Below are 12633 nucleotides of genomic sequence, written 5' to 3'. Positions count from 1 at the left end.
AAGCTCGTTCCTACAGTGTTCCTACCTTTTGAGCCTTAATCACGCTGATCAATAATGCTGTTCAAGGCGTCGGACTCTCCATATTATCGCCGTCATAAAGTCATTCTTCCGTGGAGCGTCCCATGCCCGTAAAAGCCCTGTTCAAACCGTTCCACCTCGGCACTCTCGAACTGCCGACCCGTGTCGTCATGGCTCCGATGACCCGCTCGTTCTCGCCCGGTGGTGTACCGAACTCCAAAGTGATCGAGTACTACCGTCGTCGCGCCGCGGCTGGTGTTGGCCTGATCATCACCGAAGGCACCACCGTCGGTCACAAGGCTTCCAACGGTTACCCGAATGTTCCGCATTTCTACGGTGAAGCGGCACTGGCCGGGTGGAAAAAAGTCGTCGATGCAGTGCACGCCGAAGGCGGCAAGATCGTCCCGCAGTTGTGGCATGTCGGCAGTGTGCGTCGCATTGGCACCGAACCGGACGCCAGCGTGCCGGGTTACGGTCCGTCGGAAAAAATCAAGGACGGTCAGGTCGTCGTCCACGGCATGACCCGGCAAGACATCCAGGACGTGATCGCTGCGTTCGCCCAAGCCGCCAAGGATGCTCAGAGCATCGGCATGGACGGCGTGGAAATCCACGGGGCCCACGGCTATCTGATCGACCAGTTCTTCTGGGAAGGCAGCAACCAGCGTACCGACGAATACGGCGGCAGCCTGGCCAACCGTTCGCGTTTCGCCATCGAGCTGATTCAGGCGGTGCGTGCAGCGGTCGGTGAAGGTTTCCCGATCATCTTCCGCTTCTCGCAGTGGAAGCAGCAGGATTACACCGCGCGCCTGGTGCTGACGTCGCAAGCCTTGGGCGAGTTCCTCAAGCCGTTGTCTGACGCTGGCGTGGATATTTTCCACTGCTCGACGCGCCGTTTCTGGGAGCCCGAATTCGACGGTTCCGAGCTGAACCTGGCTGGCTGGACCCGCAAGCTCACCGGCAAACCGACCATCACCGTGGGCAGCGTCGGCCTGGATGGCGAGTTCCTGCAGTTCATGGTCAACACCGACAAAGTCGCGCAACCGGCCAGCCTGGAAAAACTGCTGGAGCGTTTGAACAACGATGAGTTCGACCTGGTGGCGGTCGGCCGTGCACTGCTGGTGGACCCGGACTGGGCGCAGAAAGTGCGTGACGGTCGCGAGGAAGACATCCTGCCGTTCAGTCGTGAGGCGTTGATGACGCTGGTCTAAGCCTGATCAAAGCCCATCGCCAGCAGGTTCTGTGTACACCGCAGATCTCATGTGGGAGCCAGCCTGCTGGCGGTGACTGACTCAAAATCACCAGGAATTTCAGGGAATGGTCGGTGCATTCGGCACTACCTGCTCCCCAACACAAGCACCCCGTAACTGCCCTTCAAATTGTTCAATGATCGCCGGCCAACCCTGCCGACTGGCATGCTGGCGCGCATTGAGCCGCACGCAGCGCAAGGTTTCGCGTTCTTCCAGCAGCCACGCCGCCGCATCACAGAATGCCTCTTCATCCCCCGGCATCGCCAACACGCCGTTGTAGCCATGGCGGATATGCTGCGCCGCCGCAGCCTGATCGTAAGCCACCACGCCCAACCCTGAAGCCAGTGCCTCCAGCACCACATTGCCGAAGGTTTCGGTCAGGCTGGGAAACAGAAATACATCCCCCGACGCATAGTGACTGGCCAGGGCTTCGCCGCGTTGGGCGCCGCAGAAGATCGCTTCGGGAATTTCGCTTTCCATCAGCAGGCGTTGCGGGCCATCGCCCACCACGATCAGCTTCAGGTTGCGTTGTGGATAAGTCGTCTTGAGGGTGTTGAAGCAGCGCTTGAGCAAGCCCAGGTTTTTCTCCTGCGCCAAACGTCCTACATGGATGACGGCAATGTCGTTGTCGCCCAGTCCCCATTGCTCACGCAGTGCATTCAAGCGTTTGGCCGGGTGAAACAACTGGCTGTCGACGCCGCGAGACAGCAACGCCAGGCGTTCGAAATGCCGGCGTTCCAGTTCCATGCGCTGGCTGACACTCGGCACCAGCGTCAGGTTCGAACGATTGTGGAACCAGCGCAGGTAGTGGGTCAGCAGACGCGTCAGCAAACCGAGGCCGTACTGGCTGGAGTACTGCTGGAAATTGGTGTGAAAGCCGCTGACCACCGAAATGCCCAGGCGCCTTGCCGCACGCAATGCCGACAGGCCCAGAGGTCCCTCGGTGGCGATATACAGCACATCCGGACGATGACGCTTCCAGCGTCGCAGCAGCTTGTGCATCGACGACTGGCCCCATTGCAAACCGGGATAGCCCGGCAGCGGCCAGCCTCGGCACAGCAGCAATGCATCGTCGCTGCCTGCGGATTGATCGCAGCCCTGGCGCGGTCGCACCAATTCCACCTGATGCCCGCGCGCGCGCAAACCGTCGCACAAACGACCAAGGGTATTGGCCACGCCGTTGATTTCGGGAGGAAAGGTTTCGGTGATCAGGGTGATATGCAGAGCTGTCGTCATGACCTCAGTGTCGGCTGAGGCCATGTCGACGTTGTGACGGTCAGATGATGGATTTGTTACCAGCTCACCGCTGCGCCACCAGATTCTCGGCACCGCGTTCACGCACCCAGAACAGGGTCGCTCCGGCCACGGCCGCCGGCATCATCAGGATGTTGACCACCGGAATCAGCAGCACCAGGTAAACGCTGCCGCCGAAACCCATGCTCTGCCAGCGCTTCTGCCGCAGCCAGGCCAGCATTTCGTTCCAGCCCAATTTGTGGTTGTCCGCCGGGTAGTCGATGTACTGGATCGCCATCATCCACACCCCGAACAGCAACCAGAGCGGCGCGGCGATGATGTTCACCACCGGGATGAACGAGAGGATGAACAGGCCGATCGCCCTTGGCAGGAAGTAACCGAGCTTGCGCATTTCCCGGGCCAGGGTGCGCGGGATCATCGCGACCAGTTCACCCCAACTGAAGGCCGGGAAGTCGTCGGTGCCGCGCACCACCACTTCGACTTTCTCAGCGAGGAAGCCATTGAGCGGTGCGGCGATGATGTTGGCGAGCATGGTGAAGGTGAAGAACACCATGAGTATCACCAGCACTACAAACAGCGGCCACAGGATGTAGCTTAGAAAACTCAGCCACTCGGGCAGGGACGGCATCAGGGTATCGACCCACAGGCTGAACTGGTGGCCGGCCAGATAGATCAATCCGACGAACAGCACCAGGTTGATCGCCAATGGCAACAACACGAACAAACGCAGGCTTGGGCTGAGGACCAGTTTGAGGCCTTCGCGCAGGTATTGCGGGCCGGACAGAACGGGGGCGGGCATAACGTGCTCCGAGCAGAGGGTAAACGCGCCGACCTTACCGGCTTTGCCTGACCGGCGAAAGCGCGGCAGCGGTATCGACATTCACTGTAACAAAGGCGTCCTGAAAATCACGCTGAGGGGATAGAGACCACCTATGAGCTGGATTGTTAAACCGTATTTCCTTAATCTTCGCCCCCTCGATACGCTGCACCCAATCTTTTTACAGGACGGTCGTGTTCAAGCCTTCCCCAAGTGCTTTCAACCGTTCTTTTTTATTCCCGCCGGTGATCCGGCGTTCCGCGCCAGGTGTTCCGGGCCGGTCAACAGGAGCAGGTCATGTCTGAAGCCCGTCATTCGCGAGTGATTATTCTCGGTTCCGGCCCTGCCGGTTACAGCGCTGCGGTATACGCCGCCCGTGCCAACCTCAAGCCACTGCTGATCACCGGCATGCAGGCCGGCGGTCAACTGACCACCACCACCGAAGTCGATAACTGGCCGGGCGACGTCCACGGCCTGACCGGCCCGGCGCTGATGGAGCGCATGCGCGAACACGCCGAGCGTTTTGAAACCGAGATCGTTTTCGATCACATCAATGCCGTGGACTTCGCTTCCAAGCCGTACACCCTGATCGGCGACAGCGCGACTTACACCTGCGACGCCCTGATCATCGCCACCGGTGCCAGCGCTCGTTACCTGGGCTTGCCATCGGAAGAAGCGTTCATGGGCAAAGGCGTTTCGGCCTGCGCAACGTGCGACGGTTTCTTCTATCGCAACAAGCCAGTGGCTGTGGTCGGCGGCGGCAACACCGCGGTTGAAGAAGCCCTCTACCTGGCCAACATCGCCAGCACCGTGACCCTGATCCACCGTCGCGAAACGTTCCGCGCCGAGAAGATCCTGATCGACAAGCTCAATGCACGCGTAGCCGAAGGCAAGATCATCCTGAAGCTGAACGCGACTCTGGACGAAGTCCTGGGCGACAACATGGGCGTGACCGGTGCCCGCTTGAAGAACAACGACGGCAGCTTCGACGAAGTGAAAGTCGACGGCGTGTTCATCGCCATCGGCCACACCCCGAACACTTCGCTGTTCGAAGGCCAGTTGACCCTGAAAGACGGCTACCTGGTTGTGCACGGCGGCCGTGACGGCAACGCCACCGCCACCAACCTCGAAGGCATCTTCGCTGCCGGCGACGTGGCTGACCACGTGTACCGTCAGGCCATCACCTCGGCCGGTGCCGGTTGCATGGCGGCACTGGATGCCGAGCGTTACCTCGACAATCTGCAGAACGCTTGATTCTGTTTTTGTCGATGTGAAAAACCGGCTTCGCAGACTGTGTGAAAACCTAGCAATCTGCGCAGCGCTCAAAGAAAATGCTCCGTATCGAAAGATACGGAGCATTTTTCGTTATGGCCTACATCCAAGGCGAATCCCGCAGCCAGACCAGCCTGTTCCCGGTTTCGCTGGAAGAACTGATCCCCGAGGATCACCTCGTTCGAGTCATCGACCTCTACGTCGCCAAGCTGGATCTGTTGCAGTTGGGCTTCGATAAGGCGCTGCCCAAAGGCACCGGCCGCCCCTCTTATGACCCTGCCGATCAGCTAAAACTCTATCTCTACGGCTATTTTCAGCGGATTCGCTCATCGCGGCGTCTCGAAGCCGAGTGCCAGCGCAACATCGAAGTGATGTGGCTGATCAACCGGCTAAAACCCGACTTCAAGACCATCGCCGACTTTCGTAAAAACAACAAACTCGCTTTTGTGGCGACGTGCCGTGCCTTCGTCCGGTTTTGCCGCACTGCCGGCCTGATCGCCGGTGAATTGGTGGCCATCGATGGCAGCAAATTTCAGGCAGTGGCGTCCTCGCGGCGTCATATGAATTTGAAACAGCTCAAACGTCAGGAAGAGAAGCTGGATAAGCGCATTGCTCAGTATCTGGCCGAGCTGGATGAAGCCGACCAGGCCGAAACCACAGAGACGATTGATCGCAGCGCAATCAAAACAGCCCTGGCGCAGCTTGAAGTTCGCCAGCAGAACAATCAGAGCTGCCAGGCGCTGATGAGCTCGATGGGACTTGAGCAGTTCAACACCCACGAAAGTGATGCCCGCATGATGCGCACCGCCAAGGGCCCGCGGGTGGCCTACAACGTACAAACCGCCGTGGACGCCGCACATTGCCTGATTCTGCATCACGAAGTGACCCAGGACGGCGACGACCGAAAACAGCTTGAGCCAATGGCCAAGGCCGCCAAAGAACACCTGGAACAAGAGGCCCTCAGCGTGACGGCCGATGCCGGCTATTCAAACGGCCAGCAGTTTCAGGCCTGCGAGGAGGCTGCCATTACGGTCTATGTACCACCCAATCGTTCGGTCAATCCTGGCGGCGAGGCGCTCTTTGAGCGCAAAGATTTTACCTATGAAGACGAACACGACCGTTATCAGTGCCCGGCGGGCAACTGGCTGACGCTCAAGCAGCGCAACAAGGGGGATCGGATCTATCAGGCCGATGTCAGCGACTGCGCTGCCTGCCCGCTCAAATCCCAATGCACTGGCGCCCAACGCCGCTATGTCTCACGCCATGCCCACGAGGAAGCTTTTGAGCGAATGGAGCAGCGAATTCTGGCCCATCCGCAGATGATGGCCAGCCGAAGATCCATCGTCGAGCATCCTTTCGGCAACCTCAAGCAATGGCTGTTTGGGAATGGTCGGTTCCTGCTGCGCCAGTTGGAGGGAGCAAAAGCAGAAATGGCCTTGGCGGTGAACGCTTATAACCTCAAGCGAGCGATTAGCGTGCTCGGAGCCCGCCAGTTAATCGCGCTAATGGGCTGAAAGGCCTTTTTTCGTCTGTTGCTCACACAAAAACAAACGCCCCGAACAAGTCGGGGCGTTTGTTGGGCTGGCCTTCAGTGCGTTTTCACACAGTCTGTTCGGCCGGTTTTTTTGTGCCCAATATTAATTGATCAGCTCAGTTTTGCGAGGCAGGCCTCAAGAATGTCCAGGCCTTCCTCCAGTACCGCAGATTCGGTCGTCAACGGCGCCAACAGTCGAATGATGTGTCTCGACTTGCCGCTTGGCATCAACAACAAACCGGCGTCTCGCGCCAGTGCCAGCAGTTGCGTCAACTGCGCCGCGGCGGGCGAACCGTCGGCATTTGCCAGTTCGATGCCGCGCATCGCGCCAACACCGGTCAGGCGTCCCAGATACGGCGACAGCTTGTTCGCACGCCAGGTTTCGTAGCGACTGACAATCGCCTCTTCCTGCTGCGTGCCCCACGCTTGCAGATTGGCATCGGTCATTTCGTCCAGCGTTGCCAATGCAGCGGCGCAGGCGATGGGGTTGCCGGAATAGGTGCCGCCGAGCCCGCCCTTGGGCAAAATGTCGAGCAGTGATTTGCGCCCGACCACCGCACCCAGCGGCACGCCGCCGGCGATGCTCTTGCCGAGCAGGATCAGGTCCGGTTCGATGCTCAGCCGCGAGAATGCAAAACGCCGACCGGTGCGGCCGAAGCCGGACTGGATTTCATCGGCGATCAGCACAATGCCCTTTTCATCACAGAATTTGCGCAGCGCCTGGGCAAACTCGACGTCCATGGTCAGGAAGCCCGCTTCACCCTGTACCGGTTCGACGATGAAGCAGGCCACGTCTTCAACGTCGATTTCAACACTGAACAACCGATCCATGGCCTTCAGCGCTTCAGCGCACGTCACGCCGTTGTCCTGGCTGGGGAAGGGTAGGTGATAGACCGGCCCCGGCAGTACGCCGACTTTCTGTTTGTAAGGCGCGACTTTGCCATTGAGGTTGAGCGTGGCCAGGGTGCGGCCGTGGAAGGCGCCATCGAAGGCGATCACGGCAGTGCGACCGGTGGCGCCGCGGACGATCTTCAGCGCGTTCTCAGCCGCTTCAGCGCCGCTGTTGGTGAGCATGCCGCTGACCGGATAATCGACCGGGATAAACGCGCTGAGACGATCCATCAGTTCGAGATAAGGCTCGTGCGGCGCGGCATTGAACGCGTAATGGGTCAGCCGGGTGGCTTGCTCGCGAATGGCGTCGACGATGCGCGGATGACAATGGCCGAGGTTCAGGACGCCGATGCCGCCGACAAAGTCGATGTAGCGTTTGCCATCGGTGTCCCAGACCTCGGCGTTTTTGCCGTGGCTGAGCGTGACAGGGTGAACGATATTGATCGACTGACTGATGGTTTCGCTGCGCATGGATGACCGGCTCGGAAGAAGGAGGACTTCTTTTTATCTAAGCCGTCAGCAGCGGTACCCGGCAAACGAAATAAAGTGGCAGGGTCAATCTTAAAAGTCGGGACATTCCCCGGTGCTGGTTGTGGCGAGGGAGCTTGCTCCCGCTGGACTGCGTAGCAGTCCCCGGTTCTTCAGGAAAACGAAGGGGCCGCTTCGCTGCCCAGCGGGAGCAAGCTCCCACGCCACAGGTGACGCGTTATCAGCGGCGCGTCAGCGGCTGTTGAGTGAACTTCACACCTGCCAGGCCATGGGCGATCAACGCACGGATATTGCCGTGATCGCTGCCTTCCGGCGTCGCCAGCACGGAGCGGTAATGCTCGCCGAACGCCAGCAGTGCTTCTTCATCGCTTAGGCCTTCCAGCAAAGCCAGGCCCAGGGTCTTGCACGAACCTTCGTTCTGCCCGGCAGCGTTTTCCACGCCGCCATTGTTGAAGGCCTGTGGCTGATAGTCGTAGCCGGCGGCGATGAAGGCCAGGGTGTCGGCGAAGGCATGTTCGCCGCTCTTGAAGCTGGCGCGCAGGGTATTCAAATCACTCATTGGGTTTTCCTTTGGCGAACGCCGCTTGTTGTTCGGCGTTGGCTTCTTGCTGATATTGGGCTTTCCACTCGGCGTACGGCATGCCGTAAACCACTTCGCGGGCGTCGTCGAGGCTGACCTCGATCTGGCGCTCGTCGGCGGCGGCCTTGTACCACTTGGACAGGCAGTTGCGGCAGAAACCCGAGAGGTTCATCAGGTCGATGTTCTGCACATCCTTGCGGCTGTCCAGGTGCGCGACGAGCCGGCGAAAGGCGGCGGCTTCGAGTTCCAGGCGTTGTTGGTCGTTCATGGCGGGCTCTGTGTTACTCAATCGTGCGCGGATGATAAGAGTCTGAGGGGCAATGCGCCAGACGCGCTCAGCGGCTCGCCGCCAGCGTAATCGACACCGACTCGGCAAATCGCAGGGCATGAGGCTTGTCGACTTCGACCTCGGCGTACAGCACCGATGTGTTGGCCATGACCAGATCGAGAATTTCCTGGGTCAGGCGTTCGAGCAGGGCAAAGCGGTTGCCCTCGACGTGAGCGATGATCGCCTTGGTGATGGTCCGGTAGTTCAGCGCGTGATCGATATCGTTGTCACGCACTGCTTCCTGGGCCGCATAGAGGATGGTCAGGTTGATCAACACATCCTGCTTGTTGAGGATTTCATCCTCGTTGATGCCGATGTAGGTGCGCAGGCACAGGTCCTTGACCCGGATGCGTGCCATGCCTGGTTGAAGTTGTGGCATTACTACTTGCTCCGTCCAATCAATTGCAGGAACTCCTGACGGGTGTTGCTCGACTCGCGGAAGGCGCCGAGCATCACCGAGGTGTTCATGGTCGAATTCTGTTTCTCGACGCCGCGCATCATCATGCACATGTGCCTGGCTTCGATGACCACCGCGACACCCGCCGCGCCGGTGACTTGCTGCACCGCCTCGGCGATTTGCCGGGTGAGGTTTTCCTGGATTTGCAGGCGCCGGGCGAACATGTCCACCAATCGCGCAATCTTCGACAGGCCCAACACTTTGCCCGTTGGAATATAAGCCACATGCGCCTTGCCGATGAAGGGCAGCATGTGATGTTCGCAAAGCGAATAGAGCTCGATGTTGTCGACGATCACCATTTCATCGTTGTCGGAGGCGAACAGCGCGCCGTTGACGATCTCTTCGACACTTTGCCCGTAGCCATGACAAAGGTACTGCATGGCCTTGGCCGCACGCACCGGGGTATCTCGCAGGCCTTCGCGATCGGGGTTTTCACCGAGGCCGGTGAGGATCTCGCGATAGCTCTGGGACAGGGCGTTCTGGTGCAGGGATTGCGTCATGGAAGATCCTCGCGGGACACTTATTTGATGTGCCTTCCGCCGTTGACGGTCAGGGTCGTGCCGGTGACATAAGGGTTGTCGAGCAAATAGCGCAGGCTGTGATAGATCACTTCGCTGCCGGGTTCGATGCCCAGCGCGGATTTTGCCAATGCCTTGGCACGATAGGCTGCGTCGTCGTCAGGGTTGAACAGTAGCAGGGCCGGGGCGATCGCGTTGACCTTGATGGCCGGCGCGTACCTGGCCGCGAAGGACAGGGTCAGGCTGTCGAGCCCGGCTTTGCTGGCGCAATAACCGATGTGTTTGCTGCTGCCCTTGCGGGTCACGTCATCGCTGACGTGCACGATGTCGGCGGGACTTGAGCGATGCAACAGGTCGGCGCAATGCAGGTTGATCAGGTAAGGCGCCAACATGTGAACGCTGAACATGCGGGTGAATGCTGTGGCATCGGTGTCCGGGGTTTCGGCCAGCCATTCGGAGGCGTTATGGACGATTGCCCGCAGGCTGTCGGTATGGGTTTTCAGTTCGCTGATGAAGGCAAGGATTCCGGCTTCGCTGGAGAAATCCGCAAACACCGCCGTCGCCCCCAGGTCCCGCAGTATTTGTACGCCGGGGCGTTCGCTGCGGTAGCTGAAGATCACGCGATGGCCGTCTTCGAGCAGGCGCTGCGCACAATGCAGGCCGACACGCTGGCCGGCACCGGTGATGAGGATAGGGGCTGCGGAAGAAGTCATGAACGGCTCGCGTCGCGGTAAGAGCAAAACTATACCAGCGACAGGCCGTGTAATGCCGCTGAAAAGTTCGCAGCCTGCGACAACGCCTGTCTTGAAAGGCGATCCCTTGCAGGCGCTGCCGCGGGCTGCGATCTTTTAGCGGTTTTGAGGGCTTGGCTCGGCGGGCAAGCGCCGCGTTGGCGTCGAGTTCAACCAGTTGGCCAGCAATCGGGTCGACAATGGAATGAAGAAATAAACCATCAACGGCGTCAGGCACAACGTGCTGATCAATACCCGGCTCAGCAGGCCCATTTCGCCGAGCAACGGCCCCAGGGCGAAGTTGAACAGCAGGGACACCGGGAAAAACGCCAGCCAGATCGCCACGGCCTGCTTCCAGCGTGGTGGGCGTTGACCCGCGGCGCCGAACCAGCCTTCGATGCCACTGACCCGGTGTTCCGTCGGGTGAGCGAACAGATCGCTGCCGCGTGCCAGCCAGGCGGTGCGTGAGGCGGAGTGCTCCCAGGCGTGCAGGGTCTGTTCATCGGCAAAACGGAAAATGATCTGGAATTCGTCATCCTCGGGTGGCGGTGCCAGCACGCCTGAACCGAGATAACCGGGAAAATCGGTGGCCAGTTGTTCGCCTTCGCGCAACCAGGCAATCAGGTCCTGATAACGCCCATTGGCGACACGGCGCGCAACCATCAGCGTGACGGGGGAGGTAGACATCATGTATCTCCGTAAACAAACGCGTCGCTCCGGGTAGGAGCTTCGCCAGACGCAGCACCGGGGTGGTGGGCTGCGCCTTGGGACAAGCAAGGATTATTCCTGATTCCATCAGCGACGTCTGCGACCTTCGAAGCGACCAATGTCTTGAACCATGATGGGGCAGGCGAGTTAGAATGGGATCCAACTCACACATGGATGTAGCCCCCCAGATGCCTGTGCTCACTGACATTGCGGCTGGTGTGTCGCATACGCGCTCTCTTGACCGAGAGGAGCTCTTTCCCATTCGCGAGGTGGCGCGTCTGACGGGAGTCAACCCGGTCACGCTTCGCGCATGGGAGCGACGCTATGGGCTCATCGTGCCAACGCGCACCGAAAGCGGACATCGCCTGTATTCGATGACCGATATTGAACGCGTGCGCAGCATCCTCGACTGGATCGAGCGCGGCGTGGCGGTCAGCAAGATCGGCAAGATACTGGCCAAGGCCGCACCGCTTGAAGCCCTGTCTCACATCATTCCAGACGACCTGGTGCAAGCCGACTATGCGCAATGGCAGCAGCAGGTCCAGGCGGCGGTGAGTGCGTTTGACGATGTGGCACTGGAGCAGGTTTATGGGCAGATTTTTTCCAGTTACTCCCAGCCGGTCGTGTTCCAGGACATCCTGATCCCGCTCTGGAAGCAGATGCTGCAACGGCAGGAGTCTTTCGGCAGAACGAGCGAGTGGTTGTTCTTCGATGGGTTTCTGCGGTCACGGGTGTTGCAGCGCTTGCTGTTGATCCGTGACAAGCAACCACGGCGAGTGATCGTCAGCGCCCTGGCAGGTCAGTGCCGGGAGCTTGAGTTGCTGATTGCCGCCCTGTTCCTGAGCAGCGGGCAAATCGGTGTGCGCGTGTTTACCACCGGCCAGCCGTTCGACGAATTGACGCTGATCTGCGAACGGATCAAGCCCCAGGCATTGGTGCTGTTTTCCAATCACGTCCCTTCACCCGAGCTTCCACGGCGTTTAAATCGCCTGGCGATGAGCCTGGATTGTCCGGTGTTGCTGGCGGGCGATGCGTCGGATCTGGCCGAGGAAAGCCTGGCCGGATCATCGATCGGGTGCTTGGGGAATGAGGGCGAAGTGATGCGCCAGCGACTCAAGCAGTTCCTGGCGGGCAACCTCGATACGTGATGTCAGAGATGCAGGGTAGGGTGGGTCAGCCGATGCTGCTGCAGAATGTACTGGCGCAGGCGTTCGGTTTCGTCCTTGTCGTCCTGGCTCAACTGATAGGCATAGAAGCCTTGCTCGGTTTCTTTCTCGAACGTGCCACGCAACGCAATTCGCTCATAGCCTGACGGGCTGAACCACAACGCGAAATGCTTCGGCGCTTTGGTCTTGTTGCGAACTTCCAGTAAAACACCCTTGAACGACACTTCATGCACCCACATCGTGCCGGGCTGGCCCTTGGCGTTTTCCAGCGCAACCGGTTCGTCGAGCACCAGTCGCCATGGCCGGACCAGAGGTCCGTCTTCATAGATGCTGGGAACCCCAAGACGCAAATGCAACGCGTGAAACTCGTCTTCCACCAGGTGCAGCGGGAAGGTCATTTGCTGGTTTTCGAAGTTGGCTTGAATGGTGACTTGCTCATGGGCGGCGAGGCGCGTGAGCAAATCACGGATTTGCGAACCACCGTTGACGAGCAGACTCGACGTCGCATCCCGCACATTGAGTTGCGGGTTATGTTGCATGGTCTGGATGAAATCCAGCTCATCCTGGGTCAGGAGCGCGTCGCGTTGCATGGCAAACTCGAAAGATATAGTTACAAAGTCATT

The 12633-nt window shown here is 59.5% G+C and carries 14 protein-coding genes; 4 read left to right on the top strand and 10 right to left on the bottom strand.

The window, feature by feature from the left end:
* The first annotated feature begins 122 nt into the window (after positions 1–122).
* The gene (locus tag ACNYC6_RS09055) at positions 123–1226 is read left to right on the top strand and encodes an NADH:flavin oxidoreductase (RefSeq protein WP_419712012.1); all 1104 of its coding nucleotides are present in this window, start codon (positions 123–125) and stop codon (positions 1224–1226) included.
* A gap of 99 nt (positions 1227–1325) precedes the next feature.
* Here ACNYC6_RS09055 and ACNYC6_RS09050 read toward each other — a convergent pair whose 3' ends face one another.
* Positions 1326–2525, bottom strand: coding sequence for a glycosyltransferase family 4 protein (locus tag ACNYC6_RS09050; RefSeq protein ID WP_419712011.1), 1200 nt, complete (start codon positions 2523–2525; stop codon positions 1326–1328).
* A gap of 40 nt (positions 2526–2565) precedes the next feature.
* Positions 2566–3318, bottom strand: a complete 753-nt coding sequence (cysZ, locus tag ACNYC6_RS09045; RefSeq protein WP_419712010.1) for a sulfate transporter CysZ — start codon at positions 3316–3318, stop codon at positions 2566–2568.
* 315 nt (positions 3319–3633) lie between these two features.
* Here cysZ and trxB point away from each other — a divergent pair, with 315 nt between their 5' ends.
* Positions 3634–4590: a thioredoxin-disulfide reductase gene (gene trxB, locus ACNYC6_RS09040; protein ID WP_419712009.1), complete on the top strand. Its 957-nt coding sequence runs from the start codon at positions 3634–3636 to the stop codon at positions 4588–4590.
* Positions 4591–4703: 113 nt separating this feature from the next.
* Positions 4704–6122 (top strand): IS1182 family transposase, encoded by a 1419-nt coding sequence (locus tag ACNYC6_RS09035; protein WP_419708291.1) that lies wholly within the window; start codon positions 4704–4706, stop codon positions 6120–6122.
* 131 nt (positions 6123–6253) lie between these two features.
* Here the strand turns inward: ACNYC6_RS09035 and ACNYC6_RS09030 are convergent, their stop codons facing one another.
* The 7 genes from ACNYC6_RS09030 to ACNYC6_RS09000 all read right to left on the bottom strand — a co-directional run bounded on the left by ACNYC6_RS09030 (position 6254) and on the right by ACNYC6_RS09000 (position 10823).
* Positions 6254–7504: an aspartate aminotransferase family protein gene (locus tag ACNYC6_RS09030; RefSeq protein ID WP_419712008.1), complete on the bottom strand. Its 1251-nt coding sequence runs from the start codon at positions 7502–7504 to the stop codon at positions 6254–6256.
* A 238-nt stretch (positions 7505–7742) separates the two neighbouring features.
* Positions 7743–8081 (bottom strand): HopJ type III effector protein, encoded by a 339-nt coding sequence (locus ACNYC6_RS09025; RefSeq protein WP_419712007.1) that lies wholly within the window; start codon positions 8079–8081, stop codon positions 7743–7745.
* Positions 8074–8370, bottom strand: a complete 297-nt coding sequence (locus tag ACNYC6_RS09020; RefSeq protein WP_095129425.1) for a DUF1244 domain-containing protein — start codon at positions 8368–8370, stop codon at positions 8074–8076. Before ACNYC6_RS09020 ends, ACNYC6_RS09025 begins: the two co-directional genes overlap by 8 nt.
* Before the next feature lie 67 nt (positions 8371–8437).
* Positions 8438–8809 carry a dihydroneopterin triphosphate 2'-epimerase gene (folX, locus tag ACNYC6_RS09015; RefSeq protein WP_027924563.1) on the bottom strand — a complete coding sequence of 124 codons (372 nt, stop codon included), beginning with the start codon at positions 8807–8809 and terminating at the stop codon, positions 8438–8440.
* Between the two features lie 2 nt (positions 8810–8811).
* Complete coding sequence (folE, locus tag ACNYC6_RS09010; RefSeq protein WP_419712006.1) at positions 8812–9387, bottom strand: GTP cyclohydrolase I FolE; 576 nt, start codon at positions 9385–9387, stop codon at positions 8812–8814.
* A 20-nt stretch (positions 9388–9407) separates the two neighbouring features.
* Positions 9408–10118, bottom strand: coding sequence for a dihydromonapterin reductase (folM, locus tag ACNYC6_RS09005; protein WP_419712005.1), 711 nt, complete (start codon positions 10116–10118; stop codon positions 9408–9410).
* A gap of 135 nt (positions 10119–10253) precedes the next feature.
* Positions 10254–10823: an antibiotic biosynthesis monooxygenase gene (locus ACNYC6_RS09000; protein WP_419712004.1), complete on the bottom strand. Its 570-nt coding sequence runs from the start codon at positions 10821–10823 to the stop codon at positions 10254–10256.
* Between the two features lie 209 nt (positions 10824–11032).
* Here ACNYC6_RS09000 and ACNYC6_RS08995 point away from each other — a divergent pair, with 209 nt between their 5' ends.
* The gene (locus ACNYC6_RS08995) at positions 11033–11992 is read left to right on the top strand and encodes a MerR family transcriptional regulator (RefSeq protein ID WP_419712003.1); all 960 of its coding nucleotides are present in this window, start codon (positions 11033–11035) and stop codon (positions 11990–11992) included.
* Between the two features lie 2 nt (positions 11993–11994).
* Here ACNYC6_RS08995 and ACNYC6_RS08990 read toward each other — a convergent pair whose 3' ends face one another.
* On the bottom strand, positions 11995–12600 hold the full coding sequence (locus ACNYC6_RS08990; protein ID WP_419712002.1) for a hypothetical protein: 606 nt from the start codon (positions 12598–12600) through the stop codon (positions 11995–11997).
* Positions 12601–12633: the final 33 nt, after the last annotated feature.

The sequence above is a fragment of the Pseudomonas sp. NFX224 genome (assembly GCF_048565165.1).
Lineage (GTDB): Bacteria > Pseudomonadota > Gammaproteobacteria > Pseudomonadales > Pseudomonadaceae > Aquipseudomonas.
This window is presented reverse-complemented; position numbering and strand designations above follow the sequence as displayed.